Below are 20739 nucleotides of genomic sequence, written 5' to 3'. Positions count from 1 at the left end.
GGCTACTTCGTCGCTCGCGCGAAAGCGGCCGTGATCGTCGCGACCGCGGAGTCGAGCTCGTCGGCCACCTCGATGTAGACGGCCTCGGACTGGCGGTAGGGGTCGACGACGTCATCGACCGTGAGGTCTTCGGGCGGCAGGGCGAAACCGCGCTGCGCGGCCACCGACATGACGAGATCGGAGAGCGAGCGGATGTCGCGCCACTCCCCCTCCTCGAGCGAGTCGACCAGCCGCGCGAACTGGCGGATGGTGAACGTGTAGCGCGACGCCCGCGGCAGCAGCGAGACGACCTCGCTGCGGTGGGCGCGCGTGGCGACCAACACGAGGTCGGCGGCCGAGACGAGACCCTCGGTGAGCTGCGTCGACCGGTGCGCCTTGGGGGCCACGCCGTGGGCGTTCAGCTGCGCGGCCGTCTCGGGCGTGATGTCGTGACCGACCATGGCCTGCGTGCCCGCGCTCGACACGTGCGCGGCGATGCCCGCCTGCAGGAACGCCGACTCGAGCATCTGCTCGGCCATCGGTGAGCGGCAGATGTTGCCGGTGCAGACGGTGAGAACGCGCAAAGCAGGAACCTTCACAGTGGGTAGTACACGGATTGCGTCAGACACGAGCGAAAACCTTTCCCGAACTTCATCCCAGGGTAGAACTGCGCGCTACACCGCGGGTGAACGGGCTGGCTGGCGGACGCCCGACGCGGTGCGCGGCATCGCGCGAACAAACGTGTGTGAGGGGCTTAGGCGCCCTTGGTGGTGGTCTTCTTGGAGGGCGTGGGCTTGGCGGGGCGCGAACCGTCTTCGGCGACGGCCGACTGGTCGACCGTCTCTTCGTCGCCGTAGCCATACCCGTAGGCGTAGCCGTAGCGGCCGTAACCGTAGGCGTCGGGGCCCTTGGTGGGCAGCATGGTCAGGACGAGACCCGAGATCGGCGCACCCACGTTCTCGAGCGCCGAAACGGCACCCTTGAGCTGGTTCTTGTGCGTGTGACCCGCGGCGACGACGAGGATGGAGCCGCCGACGCTCTTCGACAGGATGGCCGCGTCGGTGACGGGCAGGAGCGGCGGCGCGTCGAAGATGACGGCGTCGAACTCGCGGTTGAACAGCGCGATGAGGTCGGCCATGGCCGACGAGCCCAGCAGCTCGGACGGGTTCGGCGGGATCTTGCCGGCCGGCAGCACGAAGAGCTTCGAGCGGCCCCACGGCTGCACCACGTCGAGCAACTCGGCGCGGCCGATGAGCACGTCGGTGATGCCGACGGCGCCCTCGAGGCCCATGTACTCGGCCACCTTCGGGCGGCGCAGGTCGGCGTCGACGAGCAGCACGCGGGCGCCCGAGTCGGCCAGCGAGATCGCCAGGTTGGCGGCCGTCGTGCTCTTGCCCTCGGACTGCACCGAGCTCGTGACCACGAAGCTGCGGTCCTCCGAGCCGATATCGAGGAAGGAGAGGTTGGTGCGCAGCGTGCGGAACGACTCGGCCCGCGGGCTGCGCGGATCGGCTTGCACGATGAGGGGGCGCGTCTTGGCCTTGGGGTCGAACGCGATGCCGCCGATGATGGGGGCGTCGGTGAGCTGGGCCACGTCGCGCTCGTTGCGCACGCGGTTGTCGAGCGTCTCGCGCAACACCGCGATGGCGAGGCCGAGGGCCAGGCCGACGAGCGCGCCGAGGGCGACGTTGAGCGGAACCTTGGGGCTGACCGGGGACTGCGGGACCGGGGCATCCTGCACGCGCGTGAGCTTCACGGGGCTGGTGTTCTCGCTGCCGGCCTCGGGCGCCTCGATGTCTTGCACGACGGCCGTGAGCGACTGCGAGATGGCGTTGGCCAGGTCGGCGGCGAGCACCGGGTCTTCGTTCGAGACGCTGATCTCGATGAGAGTGGTGTCGAGAGGGGCAGAGGCCGAAACGGCCGACGCCAGATCGTCCGACGTCATGTTGAGCTCGAGCGCCGCGATGACGGGCTGCAGCACGATGGGGGTCGTCACCAGGTCGGAGTAGGTCTTGACCCGCTGCACCGTGAACGAGTTGCCCTGCGCCAGATCGGAGACGTTCTGCCCCGACGACGTGCTCACGAAGACCTTCGTGGATGCCGTGTACATGGGTTTCTGCAGCAGAGAGAACGTCGCCGCCGCCGCCACACCCACGAGGGTGAGCAACACGATGAGCAACCAACTCTTGCGCAGGATACGGATGTAGTCGCGAAGCTCCACTCGAGCGTCCTCCCCTGTTGAACGAGCGGGCAGAACGAGAGAATGCCCGGGTTCATGATCCCACACGGCGGGTAGATGCGCGCATTTGGGGGGTTACAAGCAGGTTAACCCCGCCAGCCCCGCCCACAGGAGCGGGCCGAACCCCTACATTGGTGACATGGATGCCGCCACGTCACGACCGCTCGCCACGCCCCGCGTGCCGCGCTGGGGTGCCACCGACGCGGCCATCGGGGTCGGTCTGGCGCTGGTTTTCGCCGCGCTGCTGCCCCTCATCCTCACCTCCGGGTGGACGACGACCATCGGTGTCGCCACGTTCCTCAGCTATCTGGTCGTGTGGGTTCCACTGCTCGGCGCCGTGCTCGTGGCCTCGTTCCTGCGGGGGCGCCGGTCGCTCACGGCCGACTTCGGGCTGCGCTTCCGGTTCATCGACATCCTGTGGGGCCTCGGCGTGGGGCTGCTCGCGCGCGTCGCCGCCAGCCTCATCGAGATCGCCTTCTACGGCCAGATGAGCATCGGCTTCGTCACCATCGGCGAGGTCGAATACAACGCCGTCTGGGTGTTCGGCACGCTGCTGGCGCCCATCGTGCTGGCGCCGCTCATCGAAGAGCTGTTCTTCCGCGGGCTGCTGCAGCGCTCCGTCTATAACGGTGCCGTCGCCTCCTCGCGAGACGGGCTCACGGATGACGCGGCCGGCGATCTGGCAACGGCCACCGCCCCCGTGGTGCTGGCCGCTACCGGCCCTCAGCCCACCACGGGCCTCGGCCACGCGGCGTCGGCGCTCGACCACGCGCACCGGGATGCCTCGCACACCCACCCGCATCCGACGCTCGCCGATTCCGCAGCCCTCGCCGCGGCTCGGCCCGTCGGGGTGTCGCGGGATCGCCGCCGCGCGACCGTGACGGCCATCATCGTGTCGTCGATCGTGTTCTCGGTCGTGCACGTGCTGCAGACGCAGTTCGGCGTGGGCATGTGGTCGGTCGGGCTCTCGACCCTCATCCTCGGCCTCGGCACCGGAGCCCTCGCGGCTTACACCGGGCGTCTCGGCGGCGCCATCATCGCGCACGCCACCTTCAACGGCCTCATCATCATCGCGGGGCTCACGGTCGCTTAGACCGCTCGCCCCGCTGTGAGGGCTAGTCCGCTGTAGCGCGGGCGCGGTAGGCGGCGACGGCCTCGGCCGTGTCGGCGGCGATGAGGTCGGCGTTGATTTGGGCGGCCGTGAAGTTGCCGGCGGCGACCGCGGTCGAGACCTGGGTGCGCAGCTCGGAGACGTTGCCGATGGCCCAGACGCCCGGGATGCCCGTGGCCCCGGCCTCGTCGACCGCGATGAACGTGCCCATGCCGGTGGGGTGGTCGGTGGGGACGACTCCGAGGGGCGCGAACGGCGCGATGCGGGCCTCGACGCGGGAACCGACGGCTAGGGCATCGAGCGAGAAGGCGGTGCCGTCGGCGAGCGTGACGCCCGACATCCGGCCGTCGTCGTTGAGCGTGACCTCGGCAACGGGGCCGCGCACGACACGGATGCCGCGGGCCGCCAGCTGCTCCCACTGCTCGTCGCTCGGCTCGAAGACGTCGTCGAGGAAGAAGGTGAGGTCGGCGGACCACTGGCGGAACATCCAGGCCTGGTGGAACGACATCGGGCTCGTCGCCAGCACGCCGATGCGGCGGTCGCGCACCTCCCAGCCGTGGCAGTACGGGCAGTGCAGCACATCCTTACCCCAGAGCGGCGCAAGGCCCGGGATGTCGGGCAGCACGTCGACGAGACCGGTCGCGATGAGCAGCCGGCGCCCGAGCACCTCCGAGCCGTCGTCGAGCGTGGCGACGAACAGGCCGTCGGGGTCGCGGCGCGTGTCGACGACCTGGCCGTCGCGGATGACGCCGCCGTAGTGTTCGACCTCGGCGCGGCCACGGGCGACGAGTTCGGCGGGCGGAATGCCGTCGCGCGTGAGGTAGCCGTGCACGCCCTCGGCGGGCGCGTTGCGGGGCTGGCCGCCGTCGATGATGAGGACGGTGCGGCGGGCGCGGCCGAGGACGAGACCGGCCGAGAGTCCGGCGGCTCCTCCCCCGACGATGAGGACGTCGGCCACGTTGGGGCGGGCGTCAGAAGTGGAGGTGGGCTGTGAAACGAATGTCATGGTGATCTCCTTCTCCTTCATCCTCGGCGGACGCGGCGCGAGGGGCAAGAGACCTTGCCGAATGCGCAAGATGAGCGCGAATACGCATTGTGCGCGGGGAAAGGCTGCGGATGGCGGATACTTACGGTTATGGAAATCGAACCTCGGGCGTCAACGGCGACGGCCCACGTTCTCGACGCCCTCGTGCACGTCATCGCGCGCGACGGGCTCGAAGCGGCATCGATCGACGGGCTGGCGGCCGAGCTGGACGTGACGGTCGCCGAGCTCACGACGCACTTCCCCTCGAAGGACGAGCTGCTGCAGGCGGCCATGGATCACATCATCGCGGGCTTCCGGCGCCGCTTCGAGGCCATGGAGGCCGCGACGCCCAGCGTGCGTGACCGGTTCGAGCAGATGTGCATGGCGCTGGCCTGCGTGACCGACGATGGTCGCGAGGCCGCCATCGTGTGGCTGTGGTTCGCAGCGAAGTCGACGTCGAACGACGCGTTCGCGAAGAACTACCAGGGCGCCTGGAAGCGTCTCGAAGAGCGACTCGAGAAGATCGTCGCCGAGATATACCCCGAACTGCATGCGGGTTCGGAGAGCGCACTCCTTCTCGCCACCCTCGACGGAATTGCGCTGGCCCGCGCGTCCGAACCGCCGCGCATGCCGCCGAATCGCGCCGCTTACCTCGTCGAGAACGCGCTGCGCCGGCTCGACGACCGGAGCCTCGGGGCCGAGCGCTACAACGACTGAACCGGGAACCTAAAGCCCGCGCGACTGCCGCGGGGTCATGCCGAATTCCTCACGGAACTGCTCGGTGAAACGCCCGATGTGCGTGAACCCGGCTCCCCGCGCGATCTCGGCGATGGTTCCGTCGGCCGGGCTCCCCGCGCGCAGCGTCGAATACACGGCGTCGAGGCGCACGCGGCGCAGGTAGGCCAGCGGGGTCATATTCATCGAGCGTTGGAACGCATTCTGCAGACCGCGGATGCTGTAGCCCGAGGCCTCGGCGATCGACGACACCGTCACCACACCCGACGCGTTCTCCTCGATGAAGCGCAGCGCCCGCCGCAGGTTGGCGGGAGCCCACGACTGGCCGCCCATGCCGGGAGCATCCATGGTCGTGTTCGGGAAGACGCGCAGCAGCGTGGAGGCGAGTTCTTCTCGAGCCTCGGCGCGCTGCAACGGTGTCGGGTCGGGGTTGGCGGGGCTGAAGACATCCCGATTCAGGTGTTTGACCATGGCAGCCCACTGGGCGCCGAGGGCCGGGGAGATCGGGTTGACGCCCGTGAAGGCGTGGCCGTTGGGGTCGGCACCCATGAGCCGCACGAGGCGTTCGACCTCGGCGACGTCGATCGTGACGATGGCCATGCGCAGATCGCTCCACCCGACCGTGCAGATGGTGCGCGGGTAGAGCATGGGCTGCGTGACATCGACCGTGTCGCGGCCCGTGACGAGACTCATGCGGCCGGCGAGCAGATGCCCCACGAAGTAGCGGTCCTCGAGCTGCACGTTGCCCTCGGCGCGCGAGTCGAAGGCGACTCGGCTGACCGCGAGCCTGCTGTCCCCCGAAATCGCGTGATCGATGGCGAAGCGCTCGGGCTCGTCGGCTGACAGAGACACCGCTGAATAGTGCCGGGCCAGTACCGGCAGGGCCTCTTCGGGATCGCGCGTGCGAAATCGCGAGGCGGTGAAGTCGTCGTTCATATCTCATAAGTATTTTCTCGCGCAATACCCCCCGGTGGCAAGTATCCAAAAAGCGCACAGGGCATCCGCCTCGGCGCAGACAGAGTCCCCGCGAGCCTGGCGACAAACGATCGGTGCGTCAACGGCCCCCGTCATGGGGGGAAACGCCGCGACACATTCGCGGCTGTGTGACAGCGCACAGTTGTCGGCGGGGCGCCACGCCCGGTTACATGAGGCCACCCCGCACCTCGGGGCTCACACATCCGACGACCTGTGAATGAGGAACCATGACTGCACGACGGCGCATCGCCGCACTGACCCTGGCCACCGCCCTGCTCGCGGGGCTCGGGGCCTGCGCCGCCGAACCCGGTGGCTCCCCCGCCGACGACGCCACACCCGTCGCGGGCGGCACGCTCCGGGTGGGCGAGAACGCCGACGAGCCCACGCTGCTCGACCCGCACCAGCTCTCGACCACCAACACGACCACGCTGCTGCGACCCATCTTCGACACGCTCGTGTGGCAGAACAAGGACGGCTCGTTCGCGGGCGGCCTCGCCGACAGCTGGGATGTCTCGCCCGACGGCCTCGAATACACCTTCCACCTGCGAGAGGGCGTCACCTTCCACGACGGCTCGCCCTGGAACGCCGAGGGCCTGAAGGCCAACTTCGAGCACATCATCGACCCCGCCACGAAGTCGCCACTCGCCGCCTCCTACATCGCGCCCTACCGCTCGAGCGAGGTCGTGGACGAGTACACGCTGAAGGTGACGCTCGCGACGCCGTACTCGTCGTTCATCAACGTGCTCGCGCAGACCTACCTGTCGATCGTGTCGCCCAAGCAGATCGCGGAGGCGCCGGGGACGATCGCCGAGCATCCCATCGGCAGCGGGCCATACAAGTTCGACAAGTGGGTCAAGGGCGAGAGCATCTCGCTCGTGCGCAACGACGACTACGCCTGGGCACCCGAGGAAGCCAAGAACCAGGGCGCGCCCTACCTCGACGGCATCACGTTCACGTTCGTGCCCGAGGATGCCGTGCGCTACAACGGCCTGCTCGCCGACGACTTCGACATCATCGAGTGGACGCCGCCGCAGAACGTAGCCCAGATCGAGAAGAAGGAGGGCTTCACGTTCACGTCGACGGACCGCCCCGGGCATCCGTTCTCGCTGTGGCTGAACAGCGAACGCGCACCCTTCGACGACGTGGCCGTGCGGCAGGCGTTCGTGGCCTCGATCGACCGCAAGGACATCGTCGACACCGTCTCGTTCGGGCAATGGGAGGTGTCGAACGGCTACATCACACCCGTGACGCCCGACTATGCCGAGAACGCCTCGGCCATCGACTTCGACCCCGACCGCGCCAACGAGCTGCTCGACGAGGCCGGCTGGACGGGCCGCGACGCCGACGGATACCGCACCAAGGACGGCGAGCGCCTGACCGCGTTCCTGCCGCACACGGGCACGGTGGCGCAGACGACGCAGATCATCGAACTCGCGCAGGCGGCCGCCAAGAAGGTGGGCTTCGACGTGCAGATCCAGCTGGTGTCGACGCAGGAGGCGACCGACCGCTCGGCCGTGGGCGACTACGACCTGACCTCGGGTATCTGGACGACGAACACGGCCGATGTGCTGTGGATCCGGTATTCGTCGGACAACATCACGACGCCCGAGCGCCGCGGGCAGAACGGGTCCTACACGCGCGACGACGAGCTCGACGGGCTGCTCGACAGCGCCCGCCAGACGACCGACGATGCCGAACGAGCCTCGCTGTATGAGCAGGCGCAGGAGCGACTCGTCGAGCTGGCGCCGGCCGTGCCGCTCTATGTGCGGCCCGACCTCGTGAGCCACAACGACCGCGTGGGCGGCGTGACCTTCGAGAGCGCGTATGGCGCCCTGTGGTTCCAGGACACCTGGTTGGCCGCCGAGTAATGGCACTCGCGAAGATCGGCGCGCGACTCGCCGCGGGCGTTGGCGTGGCCTGGGGTGCCGCGACCCTCACGTTCTTGGCGGTGCAGATCACGCCGGGCGACCCCGCCTATGCGATCGTGGGCGGGCCGGAGGCCAACCCGTCGCCCGAGGTCATCGCGCAAGTGCGGGCCGAGTATGGCTTCGACCAGCCGTTGCTCGTGCAATACGTGCGCTACCTCGGGCGGCTCGCGGTGGGTGATCTCGGCACGTCGTACCGGCTGCAGACGCCCGTGACCCAGGTGCTCGGCGAGCAGATCGGCGGCACCGTGCAGCTGGCCGGTGTCGCAGCCCTCGTGGCCGTCGTGCTCGCCGTGGTCGTGGCGGTGTTCACGGCCAAACGCGGGGCCGTCGTGCGGGGTGGCGCGACATCCATCGAATTGTTCCTCGCGTCGTCGCCGTCGTTCTGGCTCGGCATCCTGCTGCTGTCGGTGTTCTCGTATTCGCTGCACTGGCTGCCGTCGGTGGGCAACGCGGATGGCCGGGCGCTCGTGTTGCCCGCCCTGACGCTGGCCCTGCCGATCGCGGCCGTGCTGTCGCAGGTGCTGCGGTCGTCGCTCGAGGAGGTGCTCGAGCAGCCGTTCATCACGACGGCCCGGGCGCGCGGACTGAGCGACGCGGCCGTGCGCGTGCGACACGGGTTGCGGCATTCGCTCATCCCGCTGGCCACCATGACCGGTTTCGTGGTGGGCGGTTTGCTCGGCGGAACCGTCATCGTCGAATCGCTCTTCACGCGGCAGGGGCTCGGGCGCACGCTGCTCGCGGCTGTGAACGCCAAGGACATGCCCGTGGTGCTCGGCGTGGTGCTGCTGTCGGCCGTCGTTTATGTGGTGGTGAACCTCGTGGTCGATCTGCTGTATCCCGTGCTGGATCCGCGTTTGAAGACCGCTCGAACGGCGTCGACCACGGAGACCAAGGAGGTGGCCGCATGAGTTTGCGTGCACCCGGTGATCGGCTCGCCGGCGCCTCCGAGACGCCCTCGGATCGCGGGCTCGTCGCCTTCACCTCGGCAGCTCCCACGCGGGCGGCCGGATGGTGGGGGCGGGTTCCGCTCGTCGCGGCGGCCCTGTTCCTCGCGGCCCTCGCCGTGGCCGCCGCGTGGCCCTCGCTGTTGGCGCCGTTCGACCCGTATGCGGTCGACACGGCCAACGCGCTCGCGGCGCCCGGTGGGGCACACCCGCTCGGCACCGACGAGAACGGCCGCGACATCCTGAGCCGGCTGATCTACGGGGCGCGGGCCTCACTGCTGCTGGGCTTCGGGGCCATCGCCATCGCGGTGGCGGGTGGCCTGGTGTTCGGGCTGGCCGCGGGGCTCGGCAACCGCTTCCTCGATGGCCTGATCATGCGCACCATGGATGTCGGGCTCGCGTTCCCCGAACTACTGCTCGCCCTGGTCGTCATCTCGATCGTGGGCGGCGGCACGACGAATGCGCTGCTCGCGATCGGGCTCGCGTCCATCCCGAGTTATGCGCGATTGGTGCGGGCGCAGACCTTTGCCATTCGGCAGGCGCCCTATATCGAGGCGGCGCGAGCCCTGGGGGTGCGCGAGAGCCAGGTGGTGTGGCGGCATGTGCTGCCGAATGCCGTGAAACCCGTCGTCATTCTGGCGACCATCGGCATCGGCACGGCCACCGTCGCGGGAAGCGCGCTCAGCTTCTTAGGGCTCGGAACGGCGCCGCCCGAACCCGAGTGGGGCTCGATGTTGTCGTCGGCGCGCAACTTTCTCGACCTGGCCTGGTGGTACGGCGCCTTTCCCGGGCTGGCCATCACGGGCCTCGTGATCAGCACGACCCTGATCGGTCGGTATCTGCAGCAGCGCAGCGAAGGGAGAGGCGCATGAGCCTCGTTTCAGTTGAAAACCTCACGGTCAGCTTCGGCGGACACGAGGCGGTTTCGGATGTTTCGTTCACGATCGACCGGGGCGAGGGTGTCGCGATCGTCGGCGAATCGGGGTCGGGCAAATCGGTCACGGCGCGCACGCTCATCGGCCTGACGGGCGACGGCGCGCGGGTGGCGGCCCGCCGTGCGACGTTCGACGGCATCGACCTGACGCGGTTGCGCGAGAGGCAGTGGCGCGGCATCCGGGGGTCGCGCATCGGCTTCGTCATGCAGGATGCGCTCGTGAGCCTCGACCCGATCCGGCCCGTCGGTCACGAGATCGACGAGGCGCTGCGCGTGAGCACGGCGCTCGGGCGGGCCGAGCGCGACCGCCGCGTGATCGAGTTGCTCGGGCGGGTCGGGGTTCCGCATCCCGAGCTGCGGGCGCGGCAATTGCCGTCGCAGCTGTCGGGCGGATTGCGGCAGCGGGCGCTCATCGCGTCGGCCATCGCGGGCGACCCCGAGCTGTTGATCGCCGACGAGCCGACGACCGCGCTCGATGTGACCGTGCAGGCGCAGATTCTCGACCTGCTCGACGACCTGAAGAACGACGGGCGGGCGCTGCTCGTGATCAGCCACGACCTGGCCGTCGTGTCGCGCGTGGCCGAGCGGTTGCTCGTCGTGCGGCAGGGGCGGGTCGTGGAGGCGGGTGACACGCGGGAGGTGTTTGCCGCGCCGGCGCATGAATATACGCGGGCGTTGTTGGCGGCGATCCCGGCGGAGCATGCGCGCGGGACGCGGTTGGTGCCGGGGGCGGGCGCTGCGACGCTCGTCGGCGAACGGCGGCCGATCGGTGAGGTCGTCGCCCGAGCCGAGGGCGTTTCGAAAGACTTCGTCGGGCCGGATGGCGTGAGCCGCACGGTCGTCGACGACGTGTCGTTCGAGGTGCGCGCGGGTGAGACGCTCGGCATCGTCGGCGAGTCCGGCTCGGGGAAGACGACGACGGGGCGCATCGTCGTGGGGCTCGAGGCGCCGACCCGCGGGAGCGTGAGGATCGTCGCGGGCGGTATCGGCGGCGAGCGCGTCGAACACGATTGGGCGACGGCATCCCGAGCGGACCGCCGCGCCCTGCGCCGTGACGTGCAGATCATTTATCAAGACCCGCTGTCGTCGTTCGACCCGCGCTACACCGTGGGGCGCGTGCTGGCGGAGGCGCTGACGGTGAGCGGGCGGGCCACCCGGTCGGCCAGCGTGCGGGCGCGCAGTATCGAGTTGCTCGAACAGGTCGGTCTCGGCGAAGAACACCTCGACCGGCGTCCGCTGACACTCTCGGGCGGGCAGCGGCAGCGCGTGGCCATCGCGCGCGCCCTGGCCACCGAGCCGCGCCTCATCCTGCTCGACGAACCGGTGTCGGCGCTCGACGTGTCGGTGCAGGCCCAGGTGCTCGACCTGCTTGCCGAGGTGCAGGCCGCGACCGGTGTGGCCTACCTCTTCATCTCGCACGATCTCGGCGTCATCTCGCATGTCAGCGACCGCGTGCTCGTGCTGAAGGACGGCCGCGTGGTCGAGCAGGGCGACATCGACGACGTGTTCGCACGGCCACAGCATGCTTACACGCAGCAGTTGCTCGCCGCCATCCCGCGCATCGAGCCCGCTGGGGTGTCCGCCCGTTAGGCGGGTTTGCGCGCGTAGGTGTAGCGGTAGTAGTCGGCGAGCGTGAGGTTGGATGCCGCATCCTCGTCGACGATGACCGTGGCACGCCTGTGCAGCTGCAGCGCCGAACCCGGCACGAGTGCGGTCAGCGGACCCTCGACCGCCGCCGCGATGGCCGCCGCCTTGCCCGCGCCCTGCGCCACAAGCACGACCTCGCGCGCTTCGAGGATGGTTCCGAGCCCCTGCGTCAGGCAGTGCGTGGGCACCTGGTCGGGGCTGTCGAAGAAGCGCGCGTTGTCGAGGCGCGTTTGTGGCGCGAGGGTCTTGATGCGCGTGCGGGACGCGAACGATGAGGTGGGCTCGTTGAAGCCGATGTGGCCGTTGGCGCCGATGCCGAGGATCTGCAGGTCGATGCCGCCGGCCGCCGCGATGGCCTCGTCGTAGTCCCGGGCGGCGCGGTCGAGGTCGTCGGCGCGGCCGTCGGGCACGCGAACGTTCGACGGGTCGAAACCGAGCGGCTCGACGACATCCCGCGCGATGACGCTCGCATAGGACTCGGGATGTTCGAGCGGCAGGCCCACGTATTCGTCGAGCGCGAAACCGCGCACGCCGGCGAACGAGAGGCTGCCCGCCTGCACACGGCGTCGCAGCTCGGCGTAGACACCCTGCGGGCTGGACCCGGTGGCGAGGCCGAGGACGGCGTCGGATGTGCGCGCGACGAGGTCGGCGATGCGGGCGGCTGCGAGCTCGCCGACATCCTGGGCGGTCGGAACGATGATGACTTCCACGGGATTCTCCTGAACTGGCCCGGTGCGGGCGCATGAATGTGGTTCGGCCAGGCGTTTCTGGCGACGGGCGCCGGGCTAGATCGTGCGCTCGGAGGGCGAGGTCGCGAGAGCCACGGCCCGCCGCACATTGCCGTCGGCGAGCGCGAGGAGCGCCGCGGCCTGCTCGGCGTCGCGGTCGGCCAGCAGCATGACGACGGCCGTCTTTGCGTGGTCGCCCGCGGCGTCGAGCGCCGCATCGGCGCGGTCGCGGTCGACGTGCGCAGCCTCGGCCACGATGCGCTGCGCCCGGTCGACGAGTTTGGCGTTGGTGGGCAGCAGGTCGACCATGAGGTTGCCGTAGGCCTTGCCCGTGCGCACCATGCTGGCGGTCGTGAGCATGTTGCACACGAGTTTCTGCGCCGTGCCGGCCTTCAGGCGCGTGGAGCCCGTGAGCACTTCGGGGCCCGTGAGCACCTCGATCGCGACATCCGCTTCGGCGCTGATGCGCGCGCCGGGGTTGCACGAGATGGCGACCGTCGCGGCCCCCTGTTCGCGCGCATAGCGCAGGCCGCCGATCACATAGGGCGTGCGACCGCTCGCGGCCAGGCCGACGACGACATCGGATGGTCCGACGTGCGCCGCCTCGAGCTCGGTGACGGCGAGCGCCGGATCGTCTTCGGCCCCCTCGACGGCGCGCACGAAGGCGTTCTCGCCGCCCGCGATGAGCCCGAGCACCTCGGACGGGTCGGTGCCGAACGTGGGCGGACATTCGACGGCGTCGAGCAGGCCGAGGCGGCCGCTCGTGCCGGCGCCGATGTAGATGAGCCGGCCGCCTGCACGGCGCGCCTCGGCGATGAGCTCGACGGCCTGCGCGATCTGCGGCAGCACGCGGCGCACGGCGGGCGCGACGAGCTGGTCTTCGTCGTTCATGACCTCGAGCACGCGCAGGGTGTCGAAGGTGTCGAGGTCGGTGGTCTTGGGGTTCGGACCCTCGGTGTAGAGCGAGGCGAGGGAGTCGAGTTCTTCTGAGGACATCTGTGTTCCTTGGTTCACGTTCGGCGATGTAAGTGCGTTCAGCGCTCGAAGCGCAGGGCGCGGGGCGGCCCGGTGAGCACGCGCTCGGGCAGCGACTCCCCCGGCACGATGGCGCCCAGCACGCTCGCGTGGCGCGCCCCCGTGCACGACGGCAGCGTTCCGGCTTGTCCGTTGACGGTCAGGAAGCCGAGCACGGCGAACGCGAGCGCCTCCTTGGCGGCCGACGGCAGGCCCAGCGTGTCGCTCGTGACCACGTCGGCGTGCGGCAACTCGGCGCGCAGCATCCCCATCAGCACGGGGTTGAGGGTTCCGCCACCCGCCACGATCACGCGATCGGCACCGCGCACCGCATCGGCCACGGTGCGAGCCGTCAAAGCGGTCAGCGTGGCGACCAGATCCTGGATGCCGGGAGTCTCGTAGCCGGCAAGGAAAGGCCCGAGATAGCCCAGGTGAAAAAGCTCTTTCCCCGTGGACTTGGGGGCCGGAAGCGCGTAGTAGTCCTCGTCGAGCAGGCGTTCGAGCAACGCCTCGTCGACCGTGCCGGCGGCGGCGAGCGCCCCGTCGGCGTCGAAACGCTCGGCGCCCAGGGTATGTTCCGTGACCACGGCGTCGATGAGGGCGTTGGCGGGGCCCGTGTCGAAGGCGATGGGGTCGGCCGTCGGCGACACGAGCGTCGCGTTGGCGATGCCGCCCAAGTTGACGGCGGCGGCCGAACCGCCGGCCAGCCACAGCGCGTCGATGATGCTCACGAGCGGCGCACCCTGCCCGCCGGCCGCGACATCGCGCGAACGCAGGTCGGCGACCACGGTGAGGCCCGTCTTCTCGGCGATCCAGGCGGGTTGGCCGAGCTGCAGCGTGCCCTCGACGCGGCCGTCCTCGACCCAGTGGTAGAGCGTCTGGCCGTGCGAGACGATGAGGTCGGCGCGGCCGTCGCAGAGTTCCTCGAGGGCCCGGGCGGCGACATCCGCGAAGGCCTGGCCGATGCGCGTGTCGAGCCGGCAGACCTCGTCGACCGACGTGCGCGCGGGCGGCAGCGCGGCCGAGATGGCCGACCGCAGCTCGGGGGCGTAGGGCACGCTGATCAGCCCGAGCGGCGTGACCACGAGCGTGTCCCCCTCGACGCGGATGTCGGCTGCCGCGGCATCGATGGCGTCGTGCGACGTGCCCGACATGAGCCCGATCACACGCGTGGATGCAGAAGTCATTTGCGCAGCTCCTTGCGGTGGGCGTCGCCCTTCAGCGTGGCGATCGCGATGGCGCTCACGAAGCACGTGGCCATGACGTAGTAGGCCGGCACGTCGATGTTGCCCGTGGCCGCGATGAGCGATGTGATGATGAGGCCCGCGCTGCCCGAGAAGACGGCGTTCGAAATGGAGTAGGCGAGGCCGAGACCCGTGTAACGCACCGTGGTGGGGAACATCTCGGCGAGCATGGCCGGCCCAGGGCCCGCGATGAGGCCGACGGCGAAGCCCGCGACGATGACGGCGAACGAGCGAACCTCGACAGTGGAGTTCGGGTCCTGCAGCAGGTTGAGCAGGGGCAGGGCCAGCACCAGGATGGCGAGAGAGCCCGTGAGCATGACCCAGCGGCGCCCGATGCGGTCGGACAGCCATCCGGCCGGAAGGATCGCGGCGGCGAAACCGAGGTTGGCGAACACCGTCGCGAGCAGCGCCTGCTGGAACGAGGCGTTGAGCGTGCTCTGCAGGTAGGAGGGGATGACGACAAGGAACGTGTAACCCGCGGCCGACCAGCCCATGAGGCGCGCGATGCCCACGAAGATGGCTTTGGCGGTCTCGGCGGCGCCGGCGCGGATGACGGGGGCGTCGACGAGCGCAGCCGCATCGGCCCCGGCGGGCGCACCGGCTGCCTTCGCCTGCTCCACCTTCTGGAACGCGGGGGTCTCCTCGAGGTTCAGGCGCAAGAGCAGCGCCACGGCACCGAGGGGAAGTGCCACGAGGAAGGCGATGCGCCATCCCCAGGCCGCGAGATCGGCTTCGCTCAGTAGGGTCGCGAGCAGGGCGCTCGTTCCGGCACCCGCGAGGAGGCCGAGGGCGACCGTGAACGACTGCCAGGCGCCATAGATGCCGCGTTTGCCGGCGGGCGCGAACTCGGTCATGACCGACACGGCGCCACCGAATTCGCCACCGGCCGAGAGGCCCTGCAGGATGCGCACGAGCGTCAGCAGGATGGGCGCGGCGATGCCGATCGAGGCGTAGGTGGGCAGCACGCCGATGAGGGCCGTGGCCACCGACATCATGATGAGCACGATGATGAGCGTGGGTTTGCGGCCGATGCGGTCGCCGATGCGCCCGAAGAGCGCGGCGCCGACGGGGCGGAAGAAGAAGCTGATGGCGAAGGAGGCGTAGGTGGCGATGAGGGCCTCGACCCCCGATTGCTGGCCGCCGCTGAAGAACTGGCTGGCGATGATGGTGGCGAAGAATCCGTAGATGCCGAATTCGTACCATTCGATGAAGTTTCCGACACTGCCGGCGACGATGGCGCGGCGACGTGCTTTCGGGCTCACGGTGGGAGCGGTGGCGATAGACACGGGGTACCTCCTTTGGTTCCGGCGGGATGTCACCAACCCTAGGTCATAAAGTTACCTCCGTTTGTTACTGGCGTGTAACTTTTGTTCCCGACGGCGGAACACGGGACAATGACAGCATGAACCCACGCAAGGGGCGGCCCGGATCGCGCACGGTGCTGATCGAGGTCCGCGCGCTGCTGCCCACGCTGCGGCCGGCCGAGCGCCGAATCGCCGAGGCTCTGCTGGCCGACCCCGAGGCGTTCGCCGGGCGTTCGATCGGCGAGATCGCCGAACAGTCCGAGACATCGACGACCACGGTCGTGCGATTCACGCGGCGCATGGGCTATGAGAAATACCGCGACCTGCGGCAGGACCTGACCGAGCAGAACCTGCGCGAACGGATGGCGACCTCCGAATCGTCGGTTCCGGCATCCGATATCTCGCCCGACGATTCGCTCGCCGACGTGGTGGCCAAGATCGCCGCCACCGAGGCCCGTTCGATCGCCGATACGGCCGAGATTCTCGACATCGACAACCTGGAGCGCGCCGTCGCGGCGATCACGGGTGCGCGCCGCGTGGATATCTACGGCGTGGGCGCCAGCGCGATCGTGGCCATGGACCTGCAGCGCAAGCTGTCGCGCATCGGGCGCGTGGCGCTTGAATGGTCGGAGGCGCACACCGCCTGGACGGCGGCTGCCGTGCTCGACGCCGATGCCGTGGCCGTGGCGATCTCGCATTCTGGGGCAACGACCGACACCTACGAGTTCTTGCGGCTCGCCAAGGAATCCGGCGCGGCGACCATCGCCATCACGAACGACGAGAACTCGCCGCTCGCGACGCTGGCCGACACCGTTTTGCGCACGGCCGCGCGCGAGAGCCCGCTGCGATCGGGGGCGCTCGGCAGCCGCATCGCGCAGTTGCTCGTGGTGGACTGTCTGTTCACCGGGGTGGCGCAGGCCAACTATGAGGCGTCGACGTCGGCCTTGCAGCGCACGTATCGGGCGGTCGCGCGCAGCTGAGGCTAGAGCCCGAGGCGGCCGGCCAGCTCGTCGATGACGATCTCGAACCAGCGGTCGGCGTCACCCGTCGTGTTATTGAGGTGCCCGAACAGCTCGAACGACACCGTGCCGAAGAGATTCGTGAACGCGAAGATGACGACCATGACGAGTTCGCCCGCGGCGTCGATCTCGAAGTAGCGCTTGAGGGGTTCGACCAGATCGGCCGACGCGGTCATGGCGGGGGTTACGACCGGCCGATGCCCGGCGGCCACCGCATCTTGAAACACGCTCGCGATGAGCAACGAGACCATGGATGCCGGAGCCACCGTGTCTTGCGGTGCCGCGTAACCCGGCACGGGCGAGCCGTAGATGAGCGCGTAGCGGTGGCGGTTCTCGAGCGCCCAGCCGCGCACCGCGTGGGCGAGCGCGGCGAACCGTGCGCGGTAGTCGTCGCGCGGAGCGGCGGCTTCGGCGCGCGTAGCGGTCTCGCCGAGCTCGGTGTAGGCGTCGACGATGAGGGCCGTGAGGAGGGCGTCGCGGCTCGGGAAGTAGCGGTAGATGGCCGACGAGACCATGCCGAGCTCGCGGGCCACGGCGCGCACGGACAGGGCGGCGGCGCCGACGTCGGCGAGCTGGCGCGCGGCGATGTCGAGAGCTTCGCTGCGGACGCGCTCGCGGGCGCGCTCCCGGGCGCGCGGGCGCGGCGGTTCGGCGGCGTGAGCAGCTTCGACGCGATCGATGTCAGACATCCCCCCAGTGTCACGCAACGGAGCCCTGCTCGCAAACGAGAGCACCGCTCTTGACAGCGCGTCCGGCGTAGGCATACTCTCACTCCGAGAGCACTGCTCTCCCTCGTTCCCTCACCACTCTCACGAAGGACATCCCATGACCCGCTCACTCATCCTCGGCGCCGGCCCCATCGGCACGCACGTGGCCGACGCGCTCCTGCGCGATGGCGAAGACGTCACGCTCGCCACACGCTCGGGCACGACGCATCCGGGCATCACGGCCGTCAAGGCCGACGCGCTCGACGCCGCCTCGCTCATCCCCCACCTCGACGGCGCGCAGACCCTCTACGTGTGCACCAACCCGCCCTACCCCGAGTGGGCGACGATCTGGCCGGCCATCACCGACGCCATCCTCGAGGCCACGCGCACGACGGGCGCCGACATTGTCATGACGGGCAACCTCTACGGCTACGGCCCCATGACCGCCCGCATGACCGAAGATGCGCCGCTCGCCTCGACCGAGATGAAGGGCCGCGTGCGCGCCGAGATGTGGCACCGCCTGAAAGAGGCCAACGACCGCGGCGACGTGCGGGCCACCGAGGTGCGCGGCAGCGACTACTTCGGTGCCGCCCCGACGGCCTCGGCCCACATCGGGGCGCGTTTCTTCGACCCGCTGTTGGCCGGCAAGACCGCCTGGCAGGTCGGGCGCACGCGTCAACCGCACAGCTGGACCTATCTGCCCGACTTCGCCGAAACCCTCGTGACGGCGGCGCGATCGGATGTCGCGTGGGGCCGTCCCTGGCTCGCCCCCAACTCCTCCGAGCTGCCGCGCACCGAACTCGCCGCGCGCATCAACGCCATCGCCGGATCGACGGGTCGCACGCGCGATATCCCACCCATCGGGCTGGCCCTGGCCGCCGCCACCAACCCGTTCATGAGGGAGCTTCGCAAGATGGCCTATCAGTTCAACGAGCCGTTCCTCGTCGACTCGACCGTCACCGAACGCACGCTGGGCGTTGCCGCGACGCCCGAGAAGGAGGCGCTCGAAGCGTCCGTCGCCTTCGCTCAACAGCGAGCGCGCGAAACCGCGGCTGCCGCCTAAGGCGACAAGTACACCAGCAAGAGAGCCGGCACGCAGCATGATCGCCCGGTCAGGACACGGCTGCGCCGTGGGCCGGTCGTGCCACTCGACCGCTCAGTCAGCGACCGAGCCGCTACGCCGACGTCGTCGAGGCGCCGCGACGCGCGGGCAGGCCGACCTGCGCCCGCCACCACGGCGTCTCGACGAAACCGCGCTTCAGGAACAGCAGCTCCATGGCCGCATTCCACCCGAGCACCCCCTCGAGCGTCGACAGCGACGACGTGATGAAGCTGTAGAGATCTTCGGTCGACGGCGTGATGACCTCGCAGAACAGCGAGTTCTGGTCGAGCGTCGCCGCGAGATAGCGCACGGCGGGATAAGCGCGCAGGGCCTGCGCCACGGCCTCGAGCTGGCCGGGCGCCACGTTCACGGTGAGCAGCGTCTCGGCGCCCATACCCAGCGCCGAGGCGGGCACGAGCGTGAGGGTGTCCATACATCCGAGCTGCCGCATGCGTTCGAAACGGCGACGCACGCTCGACTCGTTCATGCCCAGGCCATCCGCCACCGATTTGAAGGTGAGGCGGCCGTCGTCGCGCAAGGCGGTGAGGATGGCTCGGTCCTGGTCGTCGAAGTGCGTCGGGTCGCACACCCCGGCGTCGACCTGCGCCAACGATTCGGCCGCCGACTCGGGCAGCTTCATGGTGCTGGCGAACAGCTGCCGGCTCCAGTCGTAGCTCACCTTGTAGACGTGCATGATGAGGTCGCTGCGCCACCGCTCCACGCCGCGGATCGACTGCAATTGCTGAATGATCTGGGGGTAGTGCGTCGAGCCGCCGTGCACCACGAGCTCGGCGATCAGGTCGTAGCCGCCCGTCACAAGCGTGATGAAGCGCACATCCGGATGCCCGACCAGCTCTTCGGCCACCTGCAACTGCGTGCCCGGCGCGCAGTTGATGCGCACGAGGAACGCGTCGACGGGACCCTCTGAACCGAGCGCCGGCAGCACCGCGATGCGCGCGACACCCGAGCTCAGCAACTGCTGCCCGCGCCGCGTGACCGTGGCGACCGTGCCGCCCACCATCTCGGCGATGGCGCGCCAGCTGGCCCGGCCGTCGTGCTGCAACGCCACGATGATGCGGCGGTCGAGCTCGGTCAGCTCGTCGAGCATCTTCACCGACACGCTCGGCTGCCCTACGGCGCCGTCGGGGTCGGGCTCGGCGTGTCGCTCGGGTCGCTCGCGGGCGTCGTCGTCGGCGGGTCGACCCGGTGCAGGAACGTGCGCACCTCGTCGGTCCATGCTTCCGCCTCCTCGATCTGGGGTGAATGCCCCGACTTCTCGAAGATTCTCAACGTGCTGTCGGGAATCAGCCGATCGATCGTCTCACTGCACGATACCGGCGTGATCCAGTCGGTGCGACCTACCGTGATGAGCGTCGGCGCCGTCACCCCCGGCAGCGCCTCTTTCAGATCGTAGTGCGGAAGGTTGTGCGAGAACGCGTAATTGTGAGCTTCGTATCGATACGGCGTGGCCTCGACCTTGCGCTCGACGGCTGCGGGGTCGTATTCGAAGTCGTAGAGGGGCAGAATCTCGCGCCAGCAGTCGCGCAGATCGTCGTTGTCGCGCACGCGACCCTCGTCGATGCGATCGAACTTCTCCATGTCGACCGTGACCCGGTCGCTGGCCAGCGCGTTGGCGCGAGACAGCTCGGAGTGGCTGTTGTCGGCGGCCGTGTCGCGCAACACCATGGCGGCGACGCGGTGCGGATAGCGGATGGCATACTCCATCGACATGAAGCCGCCGTAGGATCCGCCCGCCATGACGACCTGCTCGACGCCCGCCCACTCGCGCAGCGCGTCGAGGTCGGCGGCCCACTGCTCGTGCGAGAACTCGCCGTTGCCCTCACTCTGGCCCGAGCCGCGCGCGTCGAACACGATGACGCGGTATTCGTCGGCCAGGCGCCCGAAGCTCGCGCGCGGTTCGGCCCGCGAGCCGAGGCCCGGCGCGCCGTGGTGCGTGAGGATGACGGGCGCACCCTCGGGGCCGAGAACCTCGACGGCCAGGCGGTTGCCGTTGATCTCGACCATCTGAGCCTCGCTTGTTGCGCGGGCGAATTCGGGTGAAACGGTTTCGGATGTCATCGCTGACCTTTCTGTCGACGTTCGGT

Annotated in this window: 19 protein-coding genes; 8 read left to right on the top strand and 11 right to left on the bottom strand. The window is 69.4% G+C overall.

Annotation, left to right across the window (positions count from 1 at the left end; translation table 11 throughout):
* Window positions 1-2: 2 nt before the first annotated feature.
* Both ALI44B_RS13960 and ALI44B_RS13955 read right to left on the bottom strand, forming a co-directional pair.
* On the bottom strand, window positions 3-608 hold the full coding sequence (locus ALI44B_RS13960; RefSeq protein ID WP_143459273.1) for an arsenate reductase/protein-tyrosine-phosphatase family protein: 606 nt from the start codon (window positions 606-608) through the stop codon (window positions 3-5).
* 125 nt (window positions 609-733) lie between these two features.
* On the bottom strand, window positions 734-2200 hold the full coding sequence (locus tag ALI44B_RS13955) for a tyrosine-protein kinase domain-containing protein (protein WP_077055180.1): 1467 nt from the start codon (window positions 2198-2200) through the stop codon (window positions 734-736).
* Between the two features lie 157 nt (window positions 2201-2357).
* Between ALI44B_RS13955 and ALI44B_RS13950 the strand changes: the two genes are divergently transcribed.
* On the top strand, window positions 2358-3311 hold the full coding sequence (locus ALI44B_RS13950; protein WP_077055179.1) for a CPBP family intramembrane glutamic endopeptidase: 954 nt from the start codon (window positions 2358-2360) through the stop codon (window positions 3309-3311).
* A 22-nt stretch (window positions 3312-3333) separates the two neighbouring features.
* On the opposite strand, the gene ALI44B_RS13945 is transcribed toward ALI44B_RS13950, so the two are convergent.
* Entirely contained in the window at window positions 3334-4335 is a 1002-nt protein-coding gene (locus ALI44B_RS13945) for an NAD(P)/FAD-dependent oxidoreductase (RefSeq protein ID WP_077055629.1), read from the bottom strand.
* Window positions 4336-4464: 129 nt separating this feature from the next.
* Here ALI44B_RS13945 and ALI44B_RS13940 point away from each other — a divergent pair, with 129 nt between their 5' ends.
* Entirely contained in the window at window positions 4465-5070 is a 606-nt protein-coding gene (locus ALI44B_RS13940; RefSeq protein WP_077055178.1) for a TetR/AcrR family transcriptional regulator, read from the top strand.
* Between the two features lie 9 nt (window positions 5071-5079).
* On the opposite strand, the gene ALI44B_RS13935 is transcribed toward ALI44B_RS13940, so the two are convergent.
* Window positions 5080-6024: a helix-turn-helix transcriptional regulator gene (locus ALI44B_RS13935; RefSeq protein WP_077055177.1), complete on the bottom strand. Its 945-nt coding sequence runs from the start codon at window positions 6022-6024 to the stop codon at window positions 5080-5082.
* A 266-nt stretch (window positions 6025-6290) separates the two neighbouring features.
* On the opposite strand from ALI44B_RS13935, the gene ALI44B_RS13930 reads away from it, so the two are divergent.
* From ALI44B_RS13930 to ALI44B_RS13915, 4 genes are read left to right on the top strand one after another with little or no spacing between them, the layout of a single operon-like run.
* Window positions 6291-7931: an ABC transporter substrate-binding protein gene (locus ALI44B_RS13930; RefSeq protein ID WP_077055176.1), complete on the top strand. Its 1641-nt coding sequence runs from the start codon at window positions 6291-6293 to the stop codon at window positions 7929-7931.
* Window positions 7931-8899 carry an ABC transporter permease gene (locus ALI44B_RS13925; protein ID WP_077055175.1) on the top strand — a complete coding sequence of 323 codons (969 nt, stop codon included), beginning with the start codon at window positions 7931-7933 and terminating at the stop codon, window positions 8897-8899. Before ALI44B_RS13930 ends, ALI44B_RS13925 begins: the two co-directional genes overlap by 1 nt.
* Complete coding sequence (locus ALI44B_RS13920) at window positions 8896-9807, top strand: ABC transporter permease (RefSeq protein ID WP_077055174.1); 912 nt, start codon at window positions 8896-8898, stop codon at window positions 9805-9807. Before ALI44B_RS13925 ends, ALI44B_RS13920 begins: the two co-directional genes overlap by 4 nt.
* Window positions 9804-11459: a dipeptide ABC transporter ATP-binding protein gene (locus ALI44B_RS13915; RefSeq protein WP_077055173.1), complete on the top strand. Its 1656-nt coding sequence runs from the start codon at window positions 9804-9806 to the stop codon at window positions 11457-11459. Before ALI44B_RS13920 ends, ALI44B_RS13915 begins: the two co-directional genes overlap by 4 nt.
* Here ALI44B_RS13915 and nagB read toward each other — a convergent pair.
* The 4 genes from nagB to ALI44B_RS13895 all read right to left on the bottom strand — a co-directional run bounded on the left by nagB (window position 11456) and on the right by ALI44B_RS13895 (window position 15788).
* Window positions 11456-12226, bottom strand: a complete 771-nt coding sequence (gene nagB, locus ALI44B_RS13910; protein WP_077055172.1) for a glucosamine-6-phosphate deaminase — start codon at window positions 12224-12226, stop codon at window positions 11456-11458. The genes ALI44B_RS13915 and nagB overlap by 4 nt on opposite strands.
* Window positions 12227-12301: 75 nt before the next feature.
* Window positions 12302-13240: an N-acetylmuramic acid 6-phosphate etherase gene (gene murQ / locus ALI44B_RS13905; RefSeq protein ID WP_077055171.1), complete on the bottom strand. Its 939-nt coding sequence runs from the start codon at window positions 13238-13240 to the stop codon at window positions 12302-12304.
* Between the two features lie 38 nt (window positions 13241-13278).
* A complete protein-coding gene (locus tag ALI44B_RS13900; RefSeq protein ID WP_077055170.1) occupies window positions 13279-14445 on the bottom strand; it encodes an anhydro-N-acetylmuramic acid kinase in 1167 nt (388 codons plus the stop codon).
* Window positions 14442-15788, bottom strand: coding sequence for an MFS transporter (locus ALI44B_RS13895; protein ID WP_077055169.1), 1347 nt, complete (start codon window positions 15786-15788; stop codon window positions 14442-14444). The genes ALI44B_RS13900 and ALI44B_RS13895 overlap by 4 nt, the downstream gene beginning before the upstream one ends.
* Before the next feature lie 116 nt (window positions 15789-15904).
* On the opposite strand from ALI44B_RS13895, the gene ALI44B_RS13890 reads away from it, so the two are divergent.
* Window positions 15905-16786, top strand: a complete 882-nt coding sequence (locus tag ALI44B_RS13890; protein WP_077055168.1) for a MurR/RpiR family transcriptional regulator — start codon at window positions 15905-15907, stop codon at window positions 16784-16786.
* Window positions 16787-16788: 2 nt separating this feature from the next.
* Here the strand turns inward: ALI44B_RS13890 and ALI44B_RS13885 are convergent, their stop codons facing one another.
* Entirely contained in the window at window positions 16789-17514 is a 726-nt protein-coding gene (locus tag ALI44B_RS13885) for a TetR/AcrR family transcriptional regulator (RefSeq protein WP_077055167.1), read from the bottom strand.
* A 136-nt stretch (window positions 17515-17650) separates the two neighbouring features.
* On the opposite strand from ALI44B_RS13885, the gene ALI44B_RS13880 reads away from it, so the two are divergent.
* Complete coding sequence (locus ALI44B_RS13880) at window positions 17651-18595, top strand: NAD-dependent epimerase/dehydratase family protein (RefSeq protein ID WP_077055166.1); 945 nt, start codon at window positions 17651-17653, stop codon at window positions 18593-18595.
* A 112-nt stretch (window positions 18596-18707) separates the two neighbouring features.
* Here ALI44B_RS13880 and ALI44B_RS13875 read toward each other — a convergent pair whose 3' ends face one another.
* Both ALI44B_RS13875 and ALI44B_RS13870 read right to left on the bottom strand, forming a co-directional pair.
* Window positions 18708-19871 (bottom strand): Lrp/AsnC family transcriptional regulator, encoded by a 1164-nt coding sequence (locus tag ALI44B_RS13875; protein WP_238592216.1) that lies wholly within the window; start codon window positions 19869-19871, stop codon window positions 18708-18710.
* Window positions 19766-20713 (bottom strand): alpha/beta fold hydrolase, encoded by a 948-nt coding sequence (locus tag ALI44B_RS13870; protein ID WP_077055165.1) that lies wholly within the window; start codon window positions 20711-20713, stop codon window positions 19766-19768. The genes ALI44B_RS13875 and ALI44B_RS13870 overlap by 106 nt, the downstream gene beginning before the upstream one ends.
* Window positions 20714-20739 lie beyond the last annotated feature (26 nt).

Source organism: Leifsonia sp. ALI-44-B (assembly GCF_001984125.1).
GTDB lineage: Bacteria > Actinomycetota > Actinomycetes > Actinomycetales > Microbacteriaceae > Okibacterium.
Note: the sequence above shows the minus strand (reverse complement) of the source record. Positions and strands in the feature narration are given on the sequence as shown.

What these genes read in the sequence shown, in the direction of transcription:
- ALI44B_RS13950 (WP_077055179.1), top strand. Translation starts at nt 2,358, where the DNA reads ATGGATGCCGCCACGTCACGACCGCTCGCCACGCCCCGCGTGCCGCGC.
- ALI44B_RS13945 (WP_077055629.1), bottom strand. Translation starts at nt 4,335, where the DNA reads ATGACATTCGTTTCACAGCCCACCTCCACTTCTGACGCCCGCCCCAAC.
- ALI44B_RS13940 (WP_077055178.1), top strand. Translation starts at nt 4,465, where the DNA reads ATGGAAATCGAACCTCGGGCGTCAACGGCGACGGCCCACGTTCTCGAC.
- ALI44B_RS13935 (WP_077055177.1), bottom strand. Translation starts at nt 6,024, where the DNA reads ATGAACGACGACTTCACCGCCTCGCGATTTCGCACGCGCGATCCCGAA.
- ALI44B_RS13930 (WP_077055176.1), top strand. Translation starts at nt 6,291, where the DNA reads ATGACTGCACGACGGCGCATCGCCGCACTGACCCTGGCCACCGCCCTG.
- ALI44B_RS13925 (WP_077055175.1), top strand. Translation starts at nt 7,931, where the DNA reads ATGGCACTCGCGAAGATCGGCGCGCGACTCGCCGCGGGCGTTGGCGTG.
- ALI44B_RS13920 (WP_077055174.1), top strand. Translation starts at nt 8,896, where the DNA reads ATGAGTTTGCGTGCACCCGGTGATCGGCTCGCCGGCGCCTCCGAGACG.
- ALI44B_RS13915 (WP_077055173.1), top strand. Translation starts at nt 9,804, where the DNA reads ATGAGCCTCGTTTCAGTTGAAAACCTCACGGTCAGCTTCGGCGGACAC.
- murQ (WP_077055171.1), bottom strand. Translation starts at nt 13,240, where the DNA reads ATGTCCTCAGAAGAACTCGACTCCCTCGCCTCGCTCTACACCGAGGGT.
- ALI44B_RS13900 (WP_077055170.1), bottom strand. Translation starts at nt 14,445, where the DNA reads ATGACTTCTGCATCCACGCGTGTGATCGGGCTCATGTCGGGCACGTCG.
- ALI44B_RS13890 (WP_077055168.1), top strand. Translation starts at nt 15,905, where the DNA reads ATGAACCCACGCAAGGGGCGGCCCGGATCGCGCACGGTGCTGATCGAG.
- ALI44B_RS13885 (WP_077055167.1), bottom strand. Translation starts at nt 17,514, where the DNA reads ATGTCTGACATCGATCGCGTCGAAGCTGCTCACGCCGCCGAACCGCCG.
- ALI44B_RS13880 (WP_077055166.1), top strand. Translation starts at nt 17,651, where the DNA reads ATGACCCGCTCACTCATCCTCGGCGCCGGCCCCATCGGCACGCACGTG.
- ALI44B_RS13875 (WP_238592216.1), bottom strand. Translation starts at nt 19,871, where the DNA reads ATGGACCGACGAGGTGCGCACGTTCCTGCACCGGGTCGACCCGCCGAC.
- ALI44B_RS13870 (WP_077055165.1), bottom strand. Translation starts at nt 20,713, where the DNA reads ATGACATCCGAAACCGTTTCACCCGAATTCGCCCGCGCAACAAGCGAG.